Raw genomic sequence first — 22698 nt, 5'->3', positions numbered from 1 at the left:
TTTCCCGATGACCTATCTCGCACCCGTTGCGCCTCCCGTTGCCGTTCCATCTCGTGATTGCGCGCCCGCGATCCTCACTGTCGCCGAAGTGCTGCAGCCCGATCTCGCCCAAGGCTTCCAGATCGACGCGCTGCGTCTTCGCCTTGAGATGGAGCGCGCCTTCGGCGGCTCCGATGCCGATGGCGCCTGGGACTGGAAGCTTGCCTATGAGGCGGGCGAGGTGGCGCTGGTCCTCTTCCTGCGGAAGTATGGCCGCGCGCTTCTGGCCCGGGCGGGCTCACCTGCCGCGTTTCTGCCGATCCTCACCAAGGTGGCGGACCTTTTGCCCACGCATACCCGGCGCTCGGAAGAGATGGAGCGGTTCCAGCAATTCTCGACGCCGCTGCCCATGGGGCTTGCAGCACTGGCCGCCGCACAGATCACGCCGCGCGATCTGGTCCTCGAGCCTTCGGCCGGGACCGGGCTTCTGGCGATCCTCGCTGAGATCGCGGGTGGCAGCCTCGCGCTGAACGAGTTGGCCGACAGCCGCGCCGATCTTCTGCGCCTCCTCTTTCCGGGGTGCCCTGTCACCAGTTTCGACGCCGCACAGATCGACGATCACCTCGACGCGGGCTTGCGCCCCAGCGTCATCCTGATGAACCCGCCGTTCTCGGCTGTGGCCAAAGTCGATGGCCGCAGCACCGAGGCGACGGCCCGGCATTTGCGCTCGGCGCTGGCGCGTCTCGTGCCCGGCGGTCGGCTCGTGGCCATCACCGGTTCCGGTTTCGCACCGGATGCGCCCGCCTGGTCCGAGACCTTCGTCCGTCTCACCGCGGCCGCGCATCTGGTCTTTACCGGCGCCGTGTCCGGCGCCGCCTTCGCCAAGCATGGCACCAGCTTCGAGACGCGGATTTCGGTCTTCGACAAATGCCGCGGCGGCGAAAAGGGTGGCATCACCGCTGATCTCGCCCGGCCGATGTCCGTCGATGCGGCACAGCTCCTCACCCGAATCCTGGCCGAGGTCCCTCCGCGCCTTGCGTTGGATGCAGGCGATCCCGCTCGATCCCGCTCCACGTCCCCCTTCCCGGGAGGTCCTGCCCGTGCATCCGCCACCCCGACTAGCAAACCGCGTGCGTCGTCTGCCGCCAAGACTGATGCTCATGTCACCACACTGGATGCCGACGACCTCGCCTACACCCTGCGCGAGACGGCGGAGGATCTCGGCGCCGCGCGCCTGTCCGACGCCATCTACGAGACCTTCCGACTGCAGGCGATCGACATCCCCGGCGCGGCCCCGCACCCGACCAAGCTGGTGCAGTCGGCGGCGATGGCCTCGGTCGCGCCCCCGAAACCCTCCTATCGCCCGAAACTCACCACCGCCGTTCTGCGCGACGGTCTGCTCTCCGACGCGCAACTCGAGACTGTGATCTACGCGGGCGAAGCCCATGGCGCCTATCTCGCGGGGTCTTGGACTGTCGATGAAACTGGCGATATGGTCTCGGCCGCGCCCGACGCTGCCGCTGACGCCGTCCACTTCCGTCGTGGCTTCTTTCTCGGCGATGGCACCGGGGCGGGCAAGGGCCGCCAGTCGGCCGGGATCCTGCTCGACAACTGGTGCCAGGGCCGCCGCAAGGCGCTCTGGATATCGAAGAGTGACAAGCTCCTCGAGGACGCGCAGCGCGATTGGTCTGCCCTGGGTCAGGAGCGCCTGCTCGTAACGCCCCTGTCGCGCTTCGCCCAAGGCCGCGACATTCCGCTCGCCGAGGGTATCCTCTTCACCACCTATGCGACGCTGCGCTCCGAGGAGCGAGGCGCAAAAAAGTCCCGCGTCGACCAGATCGTGGACTGGCTCGGGGCAGATTTCGACGGGGTGATCCTCTTCGATGAAAGCCATGCCATGGCCAATGCCGCTGGGTCGAAGGGCGAGCGCGGTGACACCGAAGCCTCGCAGCAGGGCAGGCCTGCGCCTGCAGCACAAGCTGCCCAATGCCCGCGTGGTCTATGTCTCGGCCACTGGGGCCACGACGGTCCACAATCTCGCCTATGCGCAGCGGCTTGGCCTATGGGGCGGGGAAGACTTTCCATTCGCGACGCGCGGAGAGTTTGTCGAAGCCATCGAAGCCGGCGGCGTCGCCGCGATGGAGGTCCTTGCCCGCGACCTGCGGTCGCTCGGCCTCTACACTGCCCGGTCGCTTTCCTATGACGGCGTCGAATATGAGATGCTGGAACACGCGCTGACACCCGAGCAGCGCGGCATCTATGATGCCTATGCCGGGGCCTTCGCCATCATCCACAACAACCTCGCCGCCGCGATGGAGGCGGCCAACATCACGGGTGAGAATGGCACGCTGAATCGCCAGGCGAAGTCCGCTGCGCGGTCAGCGTTTGAGTCCGCCAAGCAGCGCTTCTTCGGCCATCTGCTCACCTCCATGAAAACCCCCACCCTGATCGCTGCCATCGAGGCCGATCTGGTCGCAGGCCATGCGGCTGTCATCCAGATCGTCTCGACGGGAGAGGCGCTGATGGAACGCCGCTTGTCGGAGGTCCCGACCGAGGAGTGGAACGACATCCGCGTCGACATCACCCCGCGGGAATATGTCCTGGACTACCTCGCCCATTCCTTCCCGGTGCAGCTCTACGAGCCCTTCACCGACAGCGAAGGCAATCTCTCCTCCCGGCCCGTGGTGCGCGATGGCCAGCCGGTCGAATGCCGCGAGGCCGCTCGCAGGCGCGACGCGCTGATCGAGAAGCTGGCGTCGTTGCCGCCCGTGCCGGGCGCGCTCGACCAGATTGTCCAGCGCTTCGGCACCGATCTGGTGGCCGAGGTCACCGGCCGCTCGCGCCGCATCGTGCGGAAGGGCGAGGGCGTTTCCGCGCGCCTTGTCGTCGAAAGCCGGGCGGGCTCGGCCAACCTCGCGGAAACCGCAGCATTCATGGATGACCAGAAGCGCATTCTGATCTTTTCGGATGCCGGTGGCACGGGGCGCAGCTATCACGCCGATCTCGGGGCGAAGAACCAGCGCCTGCGGGTCCATTACCTCTTGGAGCCCGGCTGGAAGGCCGACGCGGCCATCCAAGGTCTGGGCCGTACCAACCGCACCAACCAGGCGCAGCCGCCGCTCTTCCGGCCGGTGGCCACCGATGTGAAGGCAGAGAAGCGGTTCCTCTCGACTATTGCCCGCCGCCTCGACACGCTTGGCGCGATTACTCGCGGCCAGCGCCAGACCGGCGGGCAAGGGCTGTTCCGCCCGGAGGATAACCTCGAGTCGCCCTACGCCCGCGACGCCCTGCGCCAGCTTTACCGCCGCATCTATCGCGGCGATCTGGCCGGATGTTCGCTCGGGGCTTTCGAGAATGCGACCGGGCTCAGTCTGACCGATGATAACGGGCTCAAGGATGACCTGCCGCCGATCACGACCTTCCTCAATCGCCTGCTGGCGCTGACGATCGACATGCAGGCCGTGCTCTTCTCGGCCTTCGAGGAATTGCTCGATCAACGGATCGAGGCGGCCATCGCCGCCGGGGTCTATGACCTCGGACTCGAGACGCTCCGCGCCGAGAGCTTCCGCGTCACCGACGTACAGGTCATCTACACCCATCCCGGCTCCGGCGCGGAAACCCAACTCCTGACCATCGCGGAAAAGCGCCGCAACACGCCAACTGCGCTCGCGGATGCGCTCGAATGGCTGGATGACCCGCAGGCGCGGCTTCTGGTCAACAGCCGCTCGGGCCGGGCTGCCGTGCAGGTTCCCGCCACCAGTTACATGCTGGACGATGGGACCATCGAGCCGCGCCTGCGCCTGATCCGCCCGCTTGATGCCAGCACGGTCCCGGCCAAGGTCATGGAGGACACCCACTGGTTGGAGGCCGACCGCGCGGCCTTCGCCGCCGCCTGGACGGCGGAACTGGCCGAGGTGCCGAAGTTTTCGGACTCCACGCTGCACATCGTGGCGGGTCTGCTTCTTCCTATCTGGAAGCAGCTCCCCCAGGATGAAACCCGCGTCTACCGCCTGCAGACCGATGACGGGCAGCGCATCATCGGCCGCCGCGTCTCGCCCGCCTGGGTCGCAACCACGCTGGCCGCCGATGCGCCCGAGCTCTCGGCCGCGCAGGTCCATGCCCTCGTTCTGGAAGGCAAGACCGTGGTGCGGCTGGCCGAGGGAATGGAATTGCACCGGTCCCGCGTCATGGGCGTGAACCGGATTGAACTCTCGGGCTTCTCGGAGGCCGCCAAGGACCGGCTCAAGTCCGATGGCTTCTTCTCGGAGATCATCAGCTGGAAGCTGCGGCTGTTCTGCCCGACCGACGCCGATGGCATCGCGATACTGGATCGTCTGCTTGCACGTTGTCCTGTCGCAAGTCTACATGATCGCCGAGGCTGTTGACCTATGTATTCCGAGACCGAAGACCTCGTGCGCGATCTGGCAGAAAATGCCGAAGGCGTCTGTCGTGCCTACCTTCCCGCCGGACGGCGGGAAGGATCCTACTGGATCGTCGGCGATCTGCAGAACAACCCCGGCCGGTCGCTCTTCGTGCGGTTGGCGGGCCCTGCGTCGGGACCAGGGGCAGCGGGCAAGTTTACGGATGGGGCCACAGGCGAGCATGGCGATCTCCTGGACATCATCCGCGCCCGGACGGGGATCACGCGCTTCCCCGACCTTCTCGCCGAGGCCCGAGCGCATCTTGGCCGTCCGCAGCCGGTCGTCCCGGATAGGCAAGAGCCGAGGAAGGCCAAGGCGCCCGGTGGCACTCCTGCGGCAGCAGCGCGCTTGTTTGCTGCCTCGAACCCGATCACAGGCACGCTTGCTGAGACCTACCTCCGTTCCCGAGGCATCACCCAATTCGGGGCGAACGGCGCCTTACGCTTCCACCCGAAGTGCTGGCATCGGGAAGAGGGGCAGACCCGGAGTATCCCCAGACCGGCGATGATCGCGGCGGTTACCGATGGGGCAGGGGCCGTGCGGGGCGTGCATCGCACCTGGCTGGCAGCTGACGGGCAGGGGAAGGCGGCTGTGAATCCAGAGCGTCGGGCTATGGGTCACCTCCTCGGCAATGCCGTCAGGCTGACCTCGTGTGATGACATCCTCGTCGTCGGCGAAGGCATCGAAACCATGTTGTCCCTGTCCGAGGCGATCCCCAGCCTGCCCGTCTGGGCGGCGCTCTCGTCCGGTCACCTCGGGGCGGTCCTGCTGCCGGAGGGGCTGCAGCGCCTCTACATCGCCATCGACCGCGATCCGGCCGGGCAACGCGCGGCGGACAGGTTGAGCAACAGAGCCACCGAGGTCGGGGTCCCTGTGCGGCTGCTGGAACCGAGGCTCGGGGATTTCAACGATGATCTTCGGGCGAACGGCAAGGATGCGCTGCGCCAGCATCTGGCACGTCAGATCGGGCCAGAGGATCGGCATCGCCTGCCCAGTTGAGCTGCATCGCGCAGGGGGGTCTGGGAGTGCGGGGCAGGGGGCTGCATCCCAGTCGTGGCTCTGGATCGTCGTCCTCACCCCATCCCGGGCCTTGCGCATCCACCCGTCAGCCCTGCGCGGCCTTCAAGAGATGGGCAGGCCGTCAAAGCGGTTGCCCCTGCAAGGTCGGCAGGGAACCTATTTCCGCCGGCGGCAAAGCCGCCTTTGCATCGCGAGACAAATAGCTTCCCTGCCGACCTCCTCCACGCTGTTCCGGCCCCGGTGAAGCCGGGGTGAAGGGGCAACCGCCCCGACGGCTCGGGTCTGCCCATGAAGGCCGCGCGGGATGTCGCGCGGACGAGTTGAGGCCCGGAGGCAAGAAACCGATGACCATCCACACCCACGACGACGCGTATGAACCCGCCCACACCGCATCCCAGACCGCCCATGCGCTCGACGAGTTGCAGCTTTATGGCTTCCGTCCTTTTGATGAGCCCGATCCGCGCCCGATGCCCGATGGGCAGCGCCTTGCGGTCGCCGTCGCCGACATCTTCGATGCCCTCGTCGCGACCCTGGAAGACACCCGCATGGAACCCGACCTCGAAGAGGTGCTCTGGGGCCAGGTCAACCTCTTTCACCGCGCCACGGCGAGGATTGAGCGGTCGCTCGACGAGAACGAGCAGGCACAGCGCCGCCTTCAGCGGGAGCAGGACGGCTCCGAGGTGAAATCCACCGAGCTTGAGCGCCTGACGGCCGAAGGCCTGACGCTGATCGAACGACGCAACTGCATGGACATGATGCGAGATCACGCCGCCACCGAGTTCGTCCATCACACGGGATCCACCTGGCGCCCCCGCACCGGCTCGATGGTGAACCGCCAGCACATGACCGCAGCGCTGATCGACAGCCGCGATTTCCTGGCTGCCAAGCGGCGCGCGGAAACCGAAGTGATGCTGCCCGCAGGCCCCAAGGTCGCCCTCACCGGTGGGACCGACTTCAACGATCACCGCCTGATCTGGGGTAAGCTCGATCAGGTCCGGACCAAGTATCCCGACATGGTCCTTCTGCACGGGGGAAGCCCCAAGGGCGCAGAACTCATCGCCGCCAAATGGGCCGATGCCCGTGGCGTGACGCAGGTCGCCTTCAAACCGGACTGGACCAAGCACGCCAAGGCCGCCCCTTTCAAGCGCAACGACGCAATGCTCGACGTGCTGCCGGTGGGCGTCCTTGTCTTCCCGGGCAACGGCATCCAGGAAAACCTCGCCGACAAGGCCAAGAAGCTGGGCATCCCGGTCATGAAGTTCGAGAAGGGGGCGTGAGCCCCCTTTCTCCTCGCGGGGAAATCGAAGTGAAAGCCGCCTACGAGGGGTCACTGGTCATGTGACCTCAGGATGAGGATCTGTGTTTCCAGGACAAAAGCGATTGATTGTGCCCATTCATGTGGATAGGGTTTCCGTAGGCCCATAAAGTGGGTGTGCATAGTTTCCGTTCGCACTGATTGGGCCGGGAGACCATGATGACTAATGCCGAGTCGGAACTGCGCTGGGGGGTCGAGCAACGCCTCGAGTTCATAGAGTTCCGCTTGTTCTGGGAGGGGCATGTGAATCGCAGCGATCTCATGGATCAGTTCGGGGTCTCGGTGAACCAAGCGTCCACCGACCTGAACCGCTACATCGGCTTCGCACCCAACAATATGGTCTACGACAAGAGCGCGCGGACATATGTACGTGGCTCGAACTTCAAAGCTCGATTCTTGGAGCCCAATGCCAGCCGCTACTTAGCGCAGCTACGCTCGCTCGCCGACGGAGTCCTCGACCGCGAGGAATCCTGGATTGCCAACCTCCCGTCGTACGCATCTGCCCCAATGCCTGTGCGCGGCGTCAATCCGTTGACACTTCGTTCTGTCGTAGGAGCCATCCGCCGGTCCGAAGCAATCGAGGTAAGATACCAATCCCTGTCCCACCCGGAGCCAAGCTGGCGCTGGATCGCGCCTCACGCAATCGCCTTCGACGGCTTCCGCTGGCACACGCGAGCATTCTGTTTTGCCGACAATTGTTTCAAGGATTTCCTGCTGTCCCGAATGCTCAAGATCCGCGGTTCGCGGGACACCGACACGTCGGCCATCGACGACAATGATTGGCACTCCGAGGTAACGCTGGAGATCGCCCCTCACCCCGACCTCTCGGATACGCAGGCGAAGGTCATCGCTCTGGACTACGGCATGCGCGGCGGCAAGGCGAAGATTAAGGTAAGACGCGCTCTATTGTATTACGCGCTGAAGCGGCTTGGCCTAGATACCGATCCTTCAGTGCGGAAGCCGCACGATCAGCAGATTGTGCTTTTGAATTTGGCCGAAGTGATGAGAGACGTTAGTTGAACAGATGCATTCCCAAATAGTCTACCTCGACAATAACGCTACTACTCGACCATTCCCAGAGGTCGTAGCCGCTGTAACTCGGTCTCTCGAGAGTGACTGGGCTAATCCGTCGAGCCCGCACGGATTTGGACAGGCCGCCGCACGGACAGTGGCGTTATCCCGTGAACAGGTGGCACGACTGCTCGGAGTGCGGGCAGAGCAAGTGATTTTCACTTCTGGTGCTACTGAAGCTAACGAGGCAGTGTTGCGTTATCACGCGACACTCGGAGCGACGCTGATAACCTCGACGGCAGAGCACCCAGCTGTGGCAGGATTTTATTTTCGACACATGCCACAGAAAGTCAGAACAGTTCCTCTGAACAAATCCGGGCGCTGGCGACTGGATGCACTTGAATCAGTTCTAGAGGCCGTTAGCGGGCCTAAACTGATAGCTTTAGCTTGGGCCAATGGCGAAACGGGTGTTCTTCAGGATCTGACTGCAATCAAGCTCATGGCACAAAAATATTGCGCCGTTTGTCTGATTGACGCCTCACAAGCGGTGGGGCGGGTTGTTTTTGAAGCGGATAGCGTATCATATCTTACTTTTTCAGGTCACAAGCTGCACGGGCCGAAAGGTATTGGGATTTTGATACAGCCGGAAACTGTACCGCAAGTAGAAGTTTTAATAGGTGGCGGGCAAGAGCGTGGTTTGCGAGGCGGTACATTAAACGTATCAGGTATCGTCGGTCTCGGTGTCGCGTGCGAACTCCGAAAGCGGAACCTAGATAGCGCTATTGCTCGCATGGGCAGACTGCGCGACAGCTTTGAGAAGCAAGTTATTACTGCAATCCCCGACGTCCGCGTGAATGGCTCGGATACGCTGCGGGTGCCGAACACTGCTAGCCTTACGATCCAGGGTATAGATGGCATGGCACTTGTGGCTCGCCTTGAGGCGCGTGGCATCATTTGCTCGCAGGTTTCGGCATGTTCCTCGGGGCAGCCAGAGCCGTCACGCACGCTACTTGCGATGGGCCTCTCAAGAGACGATGCCTATGCAAGCCTCCGAATAGCTTTTGCCGTCGACACAAAAGAAGATGACGTCGACTTCGCAGCACAAACAATGGTGGAAGAGGCGCTGTTTCTTCGGGAGATGATGGGTGGGCTTGTATGAAGCTTGGCGGACATGAAACCTTCTATCCGAGGCCAGGCTGGTTGACGAAGGGCCTCCTTCACCTGCGAGCAGGCGGTGTAGGCGTGTTTTCGGCACCTGAGACAGCGGACCAACTTGGAGTCGGGCGCAACATGGCTAAATCAATTGGCTGGTGGTTGCATGCGACGGGCCTCGCGACACGGTCGAACAGGAACAGTCCGCTAGAGCCCACGCCCCTCGGCGCCGTATTGGCAGAGTATGATCCTTATATGGTTCGGCTGGGCACTTGGTGGCTGGTGCATGCCAGCGCAATGACTTGTGGAGCCGAGACGTCGTTGCCCTGGTTTTTTTCGCCGCGTCGACCAGAGCGCTGCAACCGGACAGTATTGGCTGAGGCACTAATGCGCGATCTTTCGTCGAAACGAGGAAAGGCACCAGCTGTAAAGACGGTGCAACGCGAGGTTGCTGCTGTGATGCAGGCCTACGCCGTACCGGTGCCACGTTCGCGTAGTGATCCAGAAGACAATCTAGGTTCACCATTTCACCGGCTTGATCTGTGGCGACATCTCCACGGGACGGACCGTTTCGAGCGATCGGAAACGACGCCCATCCCGCCGGAGGCACTTGGGCTCGTCCTTTCGGCGCTCGGGATGAGCCAGCCCTCCGCCACTTTGCGTGAGGGGATTTTGCAGGACATCGCGATCGGCAGCGCGCCTATGACACGCGCCGGGGCCATGTTAGGTCGGTCACGCGAAGCGCTCTTGGATCTTGCCGCAGCAAGTGAACGTGAACTTGGGCCCGAGGTCCTGCGGGTGCGGACACTGGCCGGCGAACGCTATGTTTCGCTGCCGAGTGCGGCTGCCTCGATCTGGGCGCGGCGCTTCTATGACCGCGTTGGCGCAGCCCGGGAGGCGGCATGAACCTCTTGCGCTCAATCAACATCGCGGATGACCGCGCGCGGGCAGAGGTGATCGCCGCATACCGTCCCACGCGCAAGACCCTACAGGTGGTCCGCGCTGTCTGCGGACTTGAGCGGAGCTCGGCCACTAATGTGGTCGCACCTTATGGCGCGGGAAAATCGCTTGCCGCGCTTGCCGGGATCACCCTTCTTGCTGGCGATCCGGCTATGGCCCGGCAGCTGCGCGCGCGGATCGCTGCAGTGGACCCGGCCTTGGGCGCAGTCGAGCCCCACGGGTCGACGCTACTCCTGCTGCTGCATGGCGCCTGCCCCGACCTAGCTGCAGAGCTTGCCGAGCGGGCGGAAGTGGAAGCAGGCCCGCTCTCCAACGTTCTGGCGGCCATCCTTCGCCGCGCCCGGCGGAACGGCATGGCGCAGATCGCTATCGTCTGGGACGAGTTCGGCCAGCATCTGGAAACCCTTGTGCGGGAGGGCCGTCCAGAGGACCTGCTGGCGGTGCAGGATCTAGCGGAATGGGCGGTGCGACGGACCGAGCCTCGGGTGACGCTGACCACTCTCATGCACCAAGGGGTGTACCACTACACCCGACGTGCATCGGACACGGCACAATCGGCGTGGAGAAAGATCGAGGGGCGATTTGAAACGCTGAGCTTGATCGACGATGGCGTCGACGCGATGGAGATGCTGGCCGAGGCGCTTGACGAGCGACGCGACGCGCCCGATGCAGCTGCCATTGCCCGCGCCCGAGCCGCGGGCTTCTTTGCCGAAATTACCGACGACGCAAGGCTGTCCGACATCCTTTCCCGCACTGCGCCGCTGACACCGGCAGCGCTGCAGATTCTGCCAAGCCTCGCCGCGCAGGTGGCTCAGGCCGAACGGACGATGTTCCGCTACCTTGCTGATGTTGTGGCGGCGGCCGAGCCTGGGACAGCCCTAGGCGTTGATGCGCTCTACGACTTCTTCGCCCCCGCGATGCGCTCGGACACAGGACCAGGTGGCACCCACCGCCGCTTTGTCGAGACAGAGACAGCGCTGTCACGCGCCGAAACAGATCTAGAACGGAGGGTGATAAAAACCGCGGCGTTACTGCAACTTGGCCGTAGCGCGGAGCGGCTGAAGCTGCCGCACACGCGGCTGGTCTATGCTGTGGCGGAGGGCAGCCCAACGACGTCAGAGGCCGTCAATGCCGCAATCGAAGCGCTAGTGGCGCGCAAACTGCTCCTCCATCGCCGCAGGGTGGACGACATTTCGGTCTGGCATGGCGCTGACATCGACCTTGGTCAGATGGTCGCTGAGGAGGCCGCGCGATTGGCGATGGAAAGCGACACTGTGGAGTCGCTGGAACGAATGTTCCCGCCAGATGCCTATACTGCGCCACCATACAACCACGCCCGAGGTATTACCCGTTTCGCTCGGGCCCGCTTCGTGCGCGAAGGCGACCTGATCTCGGCTCCAGGCCTGGAGGTACTTCGTGCTCATGCCGATGGCGAGGATGCGCTTGTGGCGCTAGTCATCGACGCTACTGCAGACCGGCCAGACCTCATGGAGCTTGCCCGGGCCCTTCCGCCCCACCTAATCTTGGCACTGCCCCGCCGTTCCGCCGAGGTTGGCCCAATTCTCGCTGATCTCCTCGCAATGGAGGCGCTGTTAGACCGCCACGAGCTTCTTGCCACCGATCCGCTAGTGGAGCGCGAGCTTCAGGAACTGAAGTCCGAGGCCGAGGCAGCACTGCGTCAGAGCCTCGAACGCCTGATGAACCCCGACCGTGGCGAGGTGGTCTGGTTATCTGGGCCGGCGACTCACAGGTTCGCCGAGAGCGGCACGTCAGGCGAGATCCTTTCGCGCCTATTCGAGGAGCGCTTCTCCTATACTCCGCGGATTGCCAACGAGCAGGTTGTCCGGCGCAGAGTCTCGGCAGTAACTCGCTCGGCCCGCAAACGCTGCATGCTTGCGATCATCGAACGCACTGGTATCCGTGCGCTCGGCTACGAAGGCGCCACATCCGCCGACGCCTCAATCTACCGCACGGTCTTCGAGCACACCGGCCTCTATGGCTGCATCAACGGCGCTTGGCGGTGGCGGATGCCTTCCGAATTAGATGATCTCTCGATGAGGCATGTATGGTCAGAGATCGAGGGATTCTTTGCCCAACCATCTGAACGACTCAAGAGTGTAGAGGACCTCATCGACCGGTTGACAGCCCCACCAATCGGGCTGCGGGAAGGTGTGCTGCCACTCCTGTTGACGGCAGGTATGATTGCGTTCGGAAGAGCGTTGGCGTTGCGGGAACTCGTCGATGGCCGCGCGAGGTATGTGGACGACATCCAGCCAAGCCTGATTGAAAAGATGTGCGAGGAACCAAAGCGGTTCGAACTGGAAGTGCCGAGTCTGACGTCAGGGCAGTTAAGCAATCTCAAGAAGATGATCCGGTGTCTAGTCGGAGACCTTGACCCGCAGGAGCCAGACCTGCTGCGAGGGCTTTACGATGCCTTACTGGAATGGCGAAGTGGTCTTCCGCCTACGGCCCTCAGCACAAAAGGCTTGGGCGAGAATGCGGATCTGCTCCAGCCTCTCTTGCGCAAGAAGTCTTTCGACCCCGTAAACTTCCTATTCCGAGAACTGCCGCAGGTGCTCGGAGAGCCAGCCCTGAACGCAGAGACGATTGAAGTATTCGTCACAGCTGTACGCCAGATCGAAGGTGTATCATCGGCCTTTGCTGACCAAGCAATTGACGTCGCTGCAGTGATTTTTAGCCGTCGGCTCAGGGGCAGTCCGCGCTCTCTTCTCGATGCGGCCTCGGAGTGGGCGGCTTGCGTTCCACTGGGAGACGAAGAGGTGCGCGCCCTTGATCATGAAGCTAGGGGGGTACTCGCACGTGCGCGCAGCTCCAGCAACTCCCCCAGGGGAGCGCGAGGTTTCGTAACTCAGTTGAGCGGCATTCTATGTGGAGAGGGCTTCGAAGCATGGGATGACCGGACGGCTGATCTCTTTCGCGCTCGGCTTGAGCAGGCACTTGTGCGAATTGAAGAAGCGGTGCTTGAGCGCGCAGACGGCAGCGACGCATTCGAGCCTTTTTTGCGCAACAAGCTGGCGACAATTTTTGACGTTTACGATGCAAAAATCGGTCGTGCGCGTCTGATCAAATATTTGGATGAGATATATAGGGGAACGTCATGACGCCAACTAGTCTTTCCGATGCGGTGCAGGACCGGTCACGGCGCCATATCATCCCGCTGAGTGGGGGCAAGGACTCCACCGCGCTGGCGGTGTATATGCTCGAACGGCACAGCGACCTGCCGTTGGAGTTCGTGTTCACAGACACCGGGGCAGAGCTGCCCGAGACCTACAGCTATCTGCGCCGGTTCGAGGCAATCTTCGGAGTCGAAATCAACCGGCTTACTGCCCTCGATTTACCCGAGCTGCAGGTGCGCTCAAAAGGTGGGCGCCGGTCGCCCTTCGATGTCTTGCTGAACGAAGTCTATTCGGGCTTCCTCCCTAACCCGCAGGCGCGCTGGTGCACCCGCATGCTTAAGATCAAGCCGTTCGAGCATTTCGTCGGCGGCGACGATGCATTTAGCTACATCGGCATTCGCGCTGACGAGAACAGGGAAGGCTTTCGCGGCGCCTCTGCCGGACCCTCATCTGAAGACGACGAAGGGCAGGCCGAAACAGGACGCGCCAAGCCGGTCGTGCTGTCCAACCGCAACAACATCTTGCCGGTCTATCCGCTCAAGGACATCGGATTCGGCCTCGACGACGTTCGCGACTTGCTGCTGGGCAGCGGTCTCGGGCTGCCGCCCTACTACGATTGGCGGTCGCGGTCGGGCTGCTACTTCTGTTTTTATCAGCAAGTTGGAGAGTGGCAGGGGTTGAAAGAACGTCACCCTGAGCTCTTCGAGGCGGCCAAGACCTACGAGGTGACCAAGGCGAACGGGCGGCGCTTTACTTGGTCTCAGACCCGCTCGCTGGAGGAGCTGGAAAAGCTTCGCGAGCGCTATGCGTCCCCAACAGGCGAGCCGGAAGACGGATGCGCCATCTGCCACTTGTGAGGCTAGGATGAACAGCAACCCCCTCGTCGATTTCTTGGCCTCCTACGGCCCTCAAGCGTCCTCGAATAATCTCTACGATGAGTTTGTGGTTGAGGCCGCCAAGAGGACTGGCTGTGCGGCCCTTGAAATTGACCAGCCCCTCACTGCCGAGTTGATCGGGCTTCTGCAGTCCGCCACGCCAAAATGTGTGATCCTTACCGGGACGGCTGGGGATGGCAAAACGTACACCGCTCGGAAGGTGGCCGAAGCGCTGTCCGGCGAGGCTCGCGTTTGGTCCAACACACAAAAGATCTATACCCTGCCTAAGCCCTTGTCGTCCGGCCGATCGGCTCTCTTCATTAAGGACCTCAGCGAGATCAACGAAGCTGAGAAGAACCGCATATTTCCCGACATCATGGCTGCGCTGACCGGGGAGAGCACCGAAGTCTTCATTATATGTGTCAACGATGGTCATTTGCTGAAGTTCTTCCGAGATCGTGGGGAAGCGGAGCTTCACGACCGGTTCGCGGAGATGCTGCGCACCGACGCCCGCGAAGATCCGAACGGACACTTCTTGCTCGTCAACATGTCGCGGCAGTCCCATCGCCACCTTGTGGATCAGATCGTCGACGGCGTGGTGGCCCACGATGGATGGCGAGGGTGCGAGGGCTGTCCGGCGCTTGCCGACAAGGACAATCCCTGTCCAATCCGCTGCAACCGCGACATCCTTCTGCGGAACGATCCGGCATCAATGCGTGCCCGGCTCAAGGACATGATCCGCATGGCAGCCGCCGATGGACGACATCTGTCGATCCGTCAGCTAATCTTGCTCACGGTCAATATCCTGCTCGGAGACGCACGAGCCGGTTCGACCCTGTTGACTTGTCAGAAGGCGCAGCGACGGGCGCGGGAGAACGACTATGGTTCGACAAATCCCTTCGCCAATGCCTTTGGGGTGAACCTGACCGAGCGTGAGCGCCGGCAATATGGCGCCTTCACAGTCCTCAGCGAGTATCAGGTGGGGTTTGAAACCAACAATGTCTTCGATCACGGGCTGTTGTGGGGCGACGAAAGCTTGCCTGATTGTCCGTGGTACGGAGTGCGCATCTTCGCTTCGATTCGAGACATGTACCGGGGTGACCCGTCCCGCCATTCAGCCGATCTTCAGCGCGCCATTGTCGATCAGCGGCGGCGGCTGTTCTTTTCGCTCGATCCGCAGAGTGCCGAGGTCCGTACCAACCCACACCGCAGCCCGTGGAATCTGTCTGTCTTCAAGCATGGCGTCGACTACGTCGCGATGGTCGATGGCCTCCTCGGCTCGGGCATGCCACAGCAGATTGCTCGCCAGTTGCTGCGCGGACTGAACCGCATGATGACCGGTGAGATGACGATCACAGACGATCGCCTTTGGATAACAGCGCCACCCGGTGTCTATCTGGGCAGTGAAATCCCACTGCTAGTGCAGCATGCCGGTCATCCTCGCACTGGCGGCATTAGCACGATGTCCTTCCTTGTGTCTGGCAACCACCGCGTCGGTCCTTCCGACAACGGCCGACCACCGGTAATTCGAGTCGTAACCCGAGGGCGGGTGGATCGGGCGGTGGACTTGGCGCTTCGACCAACCCTGGTAGAGTGCTTGCTTCGAATTGCCGATGGTGCTCTGCCGGCAAGCTTTTCCTCGGAATGCCAGCGGGAGGTCGAGCGCTTCCAGTTGCAGGTGGCCACGGAAGTCCGACAGGCGTTCGAGTTCGACGGAGCAGCTCCGATGCCCAAGGAGGTCCGGATGTTGGACGGCAACCTGCAAGAGCATGCGATCGCAATCATGGCAGAGGGAGATGCCTGGTGATGAACATCATGTCCACTAGCAGACTGCCGCCGCCCCCGAACGTCCTCGACAGTTCCGACATGCGTGTGCAGGAGCTCATTCACGGTCACCGCTTCGTGCAGGAGCAAGAGCCGTTCATGATCGTCCTTGAGACGCTGGCAGTCTGCGCGGATAGACCTCTAGGCAGCGTCCTGCCCAAGCCGGACGCACATGAAGCATTTCACTATGCTCTACCTCACCGCCGCAAGATGCGATTCTTGCTGTTTCAGGATCGGCATCTTGAACAGGTTGTCGAGGACGGTTCCATCCCGGACCACGAAAAGTGGCACGAATGGAAAAAACGGGTCAACGCGCAGTTCGGTGAAGGACAACGCGAGCTCGGCGCGGGGGCCTCGCACGATGCCTTCGCCTACCTAAACGAACGGTTTTCAATGGATATCAACGCTCTGCACCAAGCAGTCCGGCTGCTGCAGTCGCGAGAGCTTGATGTGATGCACAACCGACGGTGGACGTCGCGCTTCCTCGCGGTGACCGGGCCGGATATGATCTGCACGGACATGCGAGAGGCCCGCGGCGGCTGGACGGCTGACCGTCGCTTCTTCGGCCGAGGTGGCGAGCTTGTATATTTGATGCTGAACCGCTCATCTTTCGCGGTTGAGCTGAAGCGGTTGGTCCAAGAGCGGCTTCTCTCCGAAAACGACCCGATCAATCGGATCGCACAAGCCTTGTCAGACCCGGCAGACACCGGCGCGTCCAACACCCAGATCGGATATCTCCCGCACCTGACCCTGTCGGCCTATGATCGTCTCGCCGAAGACTGGCTTAACGTCCTGATGTGCAATCGCTTGCCGGAGGGCCACCTCTTCGAGCCTCTTTTCCGTATCACCGGGCTCAACATCGTCGTCTATCTGGCGGAGCGGGCACAGGAAGAGGTTGGGGCACCAAAAGCAATACCGATCGTTGCCGATCTTACCGATGGAGGCAACCAGCAGCTCCGCGAGGAGGCCAAGGTCCACCTCAACCTGCACCGGGATGTTGCCAATCGTGCGGTACGCGCCTTTGTGGAGCGAGTGCTTGGGGACTGCGATCGTTGGAAGATGGCGCTAGAGCGCAGCGATCCTGGACTCGCCAAGCAAGCATTGAAGGAAAGATTTGGCTTCACCAAGGGCGATGACCATCGCGGAAACGCTGCGACACCTGCGCAACAACTAGAAGCATTCATCGACCACGCGATGCAACGTGATAAGAATAATACCTACAAGTACCTGTTGCCGCTAGCAAAGGCGTCAGGACTGGCGACGTCGCGACAACGGGTTGGACCGTGGTTCGCCCTCGATGATGGGATGCTATTTTCCCTCGTTCTCGCCAATGTCACGCACACCATCGAGTTGCGGGATTTCGTGGCCCAACTTTACCGGCGCTATGGCCTGGTCATCGGCCCCGAGGAGGCCCGGGATGCATTCGGGCGTATCCATGTCGAGCGCTACGAAGCAAACCTTGCCGCCCTCGAGGCGCGCATGACCCGGCTCGCCCTGACGCAACGGCTTTCGGATGACTGTGCATTTGTGACGAACCCATACAGGTTGTGAGATGAATTTATCAACAAAGCTTTCCGAGGTTTCCGCCCCTGACGCTAGGAGAGGCGATCTAATCGCTCGCGTCGTCTGGGGGATTGTGCTGAGTGCCGTAGACAACGCGGCGGCCGGGCAGCGTGTCACCTTCATGCTCGCTGGTTTGAAGGCCGAGGCGCTTGAGGGGATCGCTCGCAACAAGCCTGCAGATTTACATGGCAGGAGCCTCCTTCTGAAGATGAACCCCAAGGCAGCACCGGGTATGCAGGTCGATGAGGATTATCTGTCCGAGGAATCCGCTGTCCATTGGCGCCACAATGATGCCGCCGAAGTCATCGTCTTCGCGCCGCCTGACGCCGAACGTGAGGGCATCGGCGCCGGACTTGGCCCGATCTCCCGCATCGACGAACCCAGAATAATTGACCAAATCCCGGCATGGGTCGCGGAACTGAGAGAGACAGGAGAGGCCAACAGCTACCTTCGGGCCGCACTCGAAGGACTCCGCGACGCACGGGAAGTGTGCCTCGACCTTCAAATGTGGGTCGATTTCATATGTGCCATAGTCGATCAGGCGTTTGCCTATAAAGTCGATGTCCGCATCAGGAATGCGATGCCGGCTCTACGGATTCCCAAAGACGGCATCGTCAAGCTTCCAGCCTTCAAGCCGGAAGGTAACCCGAAGGCGCGTGCGCGGGACTTCTCTGCAGCCTTTCGCGATGCCCGCCTCGAGGCCGGGGTCTACGCCACTCTCATGACGCCCAAGCACGAGCGCGTTGATGTCGTAGCTGTGCGTGCACGGGTGGACGAGTTCCAGCATGACAATGAGCCTGAGGTGATTGAGGCTCTCGACGCTGTTCGAGCTCTCTTGGACGACGCAGATATGATCCTTCCTGGCGGGTGGCGACCAAGCCAGGAAGCGTTCTGCCGCAAGGTTTCCTGGGAACGCGTCGGGGCCAGCGTGTTTGGGGGCAAGCGGAGTTCCTCTACGGAAAGCCTCGGCAAGCGCACCCTGCGCTTCATCGAAGGCAACTACGGCCACGATGTCACCAAAGAAGATCGGGACCTTCTCGACAGCCTGACCAACACCACACCACGCGAGCCACGCGACGTCGAGGTGGAGTTCTTCAATCGTTGGCAGGAGCGCCTGGGCCGCGACGTCAAACTCTTCAAGCCTTGGCAGAAGCGACTGTTTTCAAAGGAAGTCATTGGGCACGATCTTTTGTCTGCCTTTGCCGAGGGTTTCGAGGCACTCATAATTGCAGGCGACGCGGCGCTGGTGGACATGACTGAGCCGCGGGTCCTCGTTCGTGCCACACAGCACGACAAGGCCCTCTTCTGGGAGGGGCTCGATCCAGATATTCATCGGCTGTTCAACTTTGAGCTGAGGGCCTTGAAAGCGCTCTTCGGGCCAAATGTAGTTTGGGACTTGGCCGCAGCCGAGAAGTACCAGGGTACCGGGGATGCCGGCGGCAACGAAGCGCGGAAGATCGACCTTGAACTGTATCTGGTAGAGGCCGAGGATCTGACTGACCTGGGCGGTCTTCGCAATCCCCCCAAGCAAGCACCCCGGGTCAAGACGACGTGGCAACCCGGAAAGTCACCCAAGGATGAACCTATCAGCCTCGCCCTAATCGAGGATCTCGACGCCCTAGCCAAGGCGGCCGAGGCGGGCGACAGCGTGTTCCGACCGCTGAACTTCGCGCCGCGCTCGAGCGGGGAGAACACGCGCCTCTCCTCTACGAGCCTATACGACCGGTATTCCTTCAGCGATGTAGCCCAAGGCCAGCAGGGACGCACCTTCGATTTGGTTGTCCGGCCACAGGAGGATCTGCTTGGAGATCTTCGTTCACGGCTGCAAGAGCTTGAACGTAACCGAACACTGGACAGCGAAACCGCGACGGCCGTGATGGCGGCCACCGAAGCCTTCGACATTTCGTATCGTAGGGCGGTGAAGCAATTGTCGGAGAACCCGGGTGCGGCCTTCGCATCGAGCATCCTCGAAGAGCAGGCCGAGGCCTATGGAATCCTATGCCGCACATGTCGTTTGCCCGCGACCACGGGCCGGGCGGGACGGGATATTCGTGCGCTTGTCGCCGGTATCGGCGTGGTGGCCTCCGACGGTGCCGATTCTATGGCTATTCTGGCCGCTTGGCACCCCCTTCGGCTGGCCGAGCGGCGAGCGAAGATAATTGAGCTTTCCTCTTTTGTGGAGGCCGTACTGACGTCCGGCCCGGCCCGCAGCGCCGATCTCTCCGGTGCCTTTCAAGAGCGGAGGCTCGCTCGCTCCCGCTGGGTTTTTCCCGAGGTCGTTTTTGCTCGCGAAATGACGATGATCTCGGTCGAGGATCTTGGCGGTTACAGCCTGATGGTTCCTGCAGACTGCGTAGCCCGCAACCAAGAGGCGCTCGAAGCTTCCGCGCCATCGGCTGCCGTGAAGTTCATGGAGGGCGTCGACCAGTACCTGGAGGTTCATCCCCACGAGGCTACCAACCTTTCGGCGGCAATCTTCGACTCGGAAAGCCAGACTCTGCCGCGCGAGGTTGCGCGGGAGATGGCCAAGCGTCTGCAACGGAAGTCAGACCTGCGCTGCGACCTTGTCATCACGCATCGTGATCAGGATCGCATGCGCAGGATATATCGGAACCAAAACCTCCGCCTCGGAGCAGAGAATATTAGCGAGACGGCGCGCGGGTTTCTGTCGAGGTTGCGGGTCGACGTGCGCTCAAACCGTGCAGCGGAGGGAGTGGATAGTAAGGTGCGGGACCTCGATTTGGTCTTCCTGCACGATGTCATCAGCCACCATGCCGATCCGGTCTGGGTTGAGGAGGCCGGCGACTCGCACGATCTTCCTGCCCCCTTCGATCCCGGCATGGCTCGGCGACCCCGGCGCCGGATGACTGAGACCGATGCCTCAGGCGTGGGAATCTACCTCACACTACCGAGGCCGCCTCGCGCAGTAGGACAGTACCAGGACCTACTCTACGAACTGGCGAAAGGCTTCTTGCCTGGTGGGTTTCACGGGGTGCTGATCCGGCAGGCACAATTTGCCGACGCCAAGGTAGTCGATCTGATCCGCCGTGCACACCAGTTGGCGGAATGGGTGATCACCTATGATAAGGTGGCCAGCCGAACCCTGTTCGAGCGCAGCGGCGTTCAGATCATCAGCGACATCTCGGTCCCGGGAGCGGACGGACGGGTGATCATAAGCGCCGGCAAGGTGGATGATCGGCTTAAACGAAACGTCCGCGATGATCTCATCGATGCTTGCGGCATCACTGCGCCGGATGCGGAGAGGCTCGCGGGGGTAGTAATCCGTGACGTGCTGCGGATCTCGGGCCAGAAGGTCCTATCGGCTGCCCGATACACCAACGCCTCACGTGAAATGATCGGCCTCGCCGTGATGCGCGCTTGGATGGAGGGCGCGCTGAAGAGCACAGTGGACTACGACCCAATCTGGATCTCTCTCGACGATTACCGCGGCTGGTTCATGTCCGAGAAGGGGCGGGTTGCCGATGCCATCGCCGTCACTATCGACTATGACAATGCGACGTTCCGAGTGCTCCTACAGGTGGGCGAAGCAAAGTTTGTTGAGAAAACCTCCGAACTAGCCACGATCCGGGAAGCGCAACAACAGGTCCATGACACGGTGGACCGTCTTATCCGTCTGTTCATCGACAACGATGACGCCATCTCGAGGGCGGCGGCCTGCACAAGATTGGCCGATCTCCTGGTTAACCGGGACGGTGTGACGGAGCGGCTTCCCAATCCCGTCCAGCGTGCCGCGTTCTTCAACGCCTTGAGCGCCGGCGAAGTATCGTTCCAGATCAGTGGCGAAGCCGTGGTGTGCCTGCACGACGATCATGGTCCGGTCTGGCGGTGTGAGGCGGATCCGGATCGACCATTTCTTCGCCACCATGTTCTGACCACCCCGGCTATCCGTCAGACACTGCAGCACACGGTGGCAGGAGAGGTTCCCCAGCGCGAAGGTCTCGGCGACATCGACTGGTATTGCGAAGGCGATGCGCCGAAGCCACGCCCAAAACCGCCTGCGGACACCACGGCAGTTGTAGAGGAAGCCTCGACCGCCCCGGAAGAACTGTCGGACGAAAACCCAGAGGTGACGCAGGGTACGACGGACGCGGGTGGCTCCGCCGATACTACCAGTTCGGAGCCGGCGGAAGCACAAGAAGATGCAGCCAATGCGAAGCCGGCGCTAGAGCCGCCGCGTTTCTTGCCGCCTCCAGTCTTCGAAGTCCTGCGCGATATGGCGGCAACCGAGGGCGGAGCTATCACCGATGCCGATTCCCTCGCTTGGGCCGATCGGATGGCGATGGAAACCCAGCGCGCACTAAGCCATTTTGGCATGCAGGCCGAGTTTGCGGACCCTAAGCCGAGGCTGACGCCCAACGGCGCGCTCATCGCCTTCCGCGGGCACCCCTCGCTGACTGTCGACAAGATCGAGAAGCGCACAAGCGAATTGCTGACGACATATGGCATCGAGGTTGCAGATGTACGGCCCGGGCGCGGCCGTATCTCAGTCTTCGTGACGCGGGAGACGCGGGCCCGCGTGCCCCTTGCCTCGACCTGGCTAGGCGCCATCTGGCCTGACCGTGACCCCGGCCAAGCCACCTCATTCATCCTCGGAGCGCGTGAAGATGAGGACCGGTTGTTGTATTTGAACCTGTCCGAGTCCTTCGCTGGGTACGACGCGCACGGTCCGCACACTCTGATCGCGGGCGAGACCGGCAGCGGTAAGGGGATCCTGACGCAAGGTATCCTGCTACAGCTGATTGCCTTCAATGATCCCGAAAAAGCCGAGCTGATCGTCGTTGACCCGAAGAAGGGAGTGGACTTCACTTGGCTGGAAGGCGCTCCGCAGATGAAGGTGCCGATTGTCACCGAGATAAGCGACGCGCAGACGATCCTCCAAGATCTCGTGGTCCAGATGGACGCCCGCTACGACAAATTCGCCGCGGCCGGTGCTGCCAACATCACGGAGTACAACCGCAAAGTCACCCCTCAGCAGCGGATGTCACGGATCTTTCTGGTGCATGATGAGCTGGGCGCTTGGATGGCGCAGGAGAAGGAGTATCAGGAAGTCGTGCTCTCCTCCGTGGCCAATCTCGGAATGAAGGCGCGTGCAGCGGGTATTCACCTGACCTTGATTACCCAGCGCGCCGACGCGGAGGCTGTACCAGGGCGGCTTCGGGACAACATGGGTAACCGCCTTTGCCTGAAGGTGCAGAATAGCACGGGCTCACGGATGGTACTCGGGGTCGGCGGCGCCGAAAAGCTCCTAGGCAAGGGCCATCTCGCCTGCGTTCTTGCTAATCAGCAGCTACCACCAGGGCAGAACTTCTTCGTGGTTCAGGTGCCCTTTGCCGAAACAGAGGATATGCATCGCCTTGCCAACGCGGCAAAGAGCTATTGGGCATCTCGACTCAGCTGATACTCGCTTGGCGCCCGGTGCC

At 62.0% G+C, this 22698-nt stretch carries 10 protein-coding genes and 1 pseudogene; all 11 read left to right on the top strand.

All coding sequences use genetic code 11. From position 1 onward, the window contains the following. The first annotated feature begins 7 nt into the window (after positions 1-7). Positions 8-4364 (top strand): annotated as a pseudogene (locus tag ACP159_RS19770) (strawberry notch-like NTP hydrolase domain-containing protein). A 3-nt stretch (positions 4365-4367) separates the two neighbouring features. After that, positions 4368-5399 carry a DUF7146 domain-containing protein gene (locus tag ACP159_RS19765; protein ID WP_425101440.1) on the top strand — a complete coding sequence of 344 codons (1032 nt, stop codon included), beginning with the start codon at positions 4368-4370 and terminating at the stop codon, positions 5397-5399. Positions 5400-5764: 365 nt separating this feature from the next. Further along, complete coding sequence (locus ACP159_RS19760) at positions 5765-6697, top strand: DUF2493 domain-containing protein (protein ID WP_425101439.1); 933 nt, start codon at positions 5765-5767, stop codon at positions 6695-6697. 197 nt (positions 6698-6894) lie between these two features. Then, positions 6895-7755: a WYL domain-containing protein gene (locus ACP159_RS19755; RefSeq protein ID WP_425101438.1), complete on the top strand. Its 861-nt coding sequence runs from the start codon at positions 6895-6897 to the stop codon at positions 7753-7755. A 4-nt stretch (positions 7756-7759) separates the two neighbouring features. After that, on the top strand, positions 7760-8905 hold the full coding sequence (locus ACP159_RS19750; protein WP_425101437.1) for a cysteine desulfurase family protein: 1146 nt from the start codon (positions 7760-7762) through the stop codon (positions 8903-8905). Next, the gene (locus ACP159_RS19745) at positions 8902-9804 is read left to right on the top strand and encodes a DUF4007 family protein (RefSeq protein WP_425101436.1); all 903 of its coding nucleotides are present in this window, start codon (positions 8902-8904) and stop codon (positions 9802-9804) included. Before ACP159_RS19750 ends, ACP159_RS19745 begins: the two co-directional genes overlap by 4 nt. Beyond that, complete coding sequence (locus tag ACP159_RS19740) at positions 9801-12980, top strand: hypothetical protein (RefSeq protein ID WP_425101435.1); 3180 nt, start codon at positions 9801-9803, stop codon at positions 12978-12980. The genes ACP159_RS19745 and ACP159_RS19740 overlap by 4 nt, the downstream gene beginning before the upstream one ends. Next, on the top strand, positions 12977-13852 hold the full coding sequence (locus tag ACP159_RS19735) for a phosphoadenosine phosphosulfate reductase family protein (RefSeq protein ID WP_425101434.1): 876 nt from the start codon (positions 12977-12979) through the stop codon (positions 13850-13852). Before ACP159_RS19740 ends, ACP159_RS19735 begins: the two co-directional genes overlap by 4 nt. Before the next feature lie 7 nt (positions 13853-13859). Further along, the gene (locus tag ACP159_RS19730; RefSeq protein ID WP_425101432.1) at positions 13860-15677 is read left to right on the top strand and encodes a hypothetical protein; all 1818 of its coding nucleotides are present in this window, start codon (positions 13860-13862) and stop codon (positions 15675-15677) included. Next, entirely contained in the window at positions 15677-17245 is a 1569-nt protein-coding gene (locus ACP159_RS19725; protein ID WP_425101431.1) for a hypothetical protein, read from the top strand. Before ACP159_RS19730 ends, ACP159_RS19725 begins: the two co-directional genes overlap by 1 nt. 1 nt (position 17246) lies before the next feature. Continuing rightward, a complete protein-coding gene (locus ACP159_RS19720) occupies positions 17247-22676 on the top strand; it encodes an FtsK/SpoIIIE domain-containing protein (protein WP_425101430.1) in 5430 nt (1809 codons plus the stop codon). The last annotated feature ends 22 nt before the right edge of the window (positions 22677-22698 follow it).

This window comes from Tropicibacter sp. S64 (assembly GCF_049803835.1).
GTDB lineage: Bacteria > Pseudomonadota > Alphaproteobacteria > Rhodobacterales > Rhodobacteraceae > Pacificoceanicola.
The sequence above is the reverse complement of the archived record's forward strand: the minus strand, read 5'-3'. Positions and strand labels throughout refer to the sequence as shown.

Bases quoted from the DNA above. Each gene is read 5' to 3' on its own strand.
- ACP159_RS19765 (WP_425101440.1), top strand. From the start codon at position 4,368: ATGTATTCCGAGACCGAAGACCTCGTGCGCGATCTGGCAGAAAATGCC.
- ACP159_RS19760 (WP_425101439.1), top strand. From the start codon at position 5,765: ATGACCATCCACACCCACGACGACGCGTATGAACCCGCCCACACCGCA.
- ACP159_RS19755 (WP_425101438.1), top strand. From the start codon at position 6,895: ATGACTAATGCCGAGTCGGAACTGCGCTGGGGGGTCGAGCAACGCCTC.
- ACP159_RS19750 (WP_425101437.1), top strand. From the start codon at position 7,760: ATGCATTCCCAAATAGTCTACCTCGACAATAACGCTACTACTCGACCA.
- ACP159_RS19745 (WP_425101436.1), top strand. From the start codon at position 8,902: ATGAAGCTTGGCGGACATGAAACCTTCTATCCGAGGCCAGGCTGGTTG.
- ACP159_RS19740 (WP_425101435.1), top strand. From the start codon at position 9,801: ATGAACCTCTTGCGCTCAATCAACATCGCGGATGACCGCGCGCGGGCA.
- ACP159_RS19735 (WP_425101434.1), top strand. From the start codon at position 12,977: ATGACGCCAACTAGTCTTTCCGATGCGGTGCAGGACCGGTCACGGCGC.
- ACP159_RS19730 (WP_425101432.1), top strand. From the start codon at position 13,860: ATGAACAGCAACCCCCTCGTCGATTTCTTGGCCTCCTACGGCCCTCAA.
- ACP159_RS19725 (WP_425101431.1), top strand. From the start codon at position 15,677: ATGAACATCATGTCCACTAGCAGACTGCCGCCGCCCCCGAACGTCCTC.
- ACP159_RS19720 (WP_425101430.1), top strand. From the start codon at position 17,247: ATGAATTTATCAACAAAGCTTTCCGAGGTTTCCGCCCCTGACGCTAGG.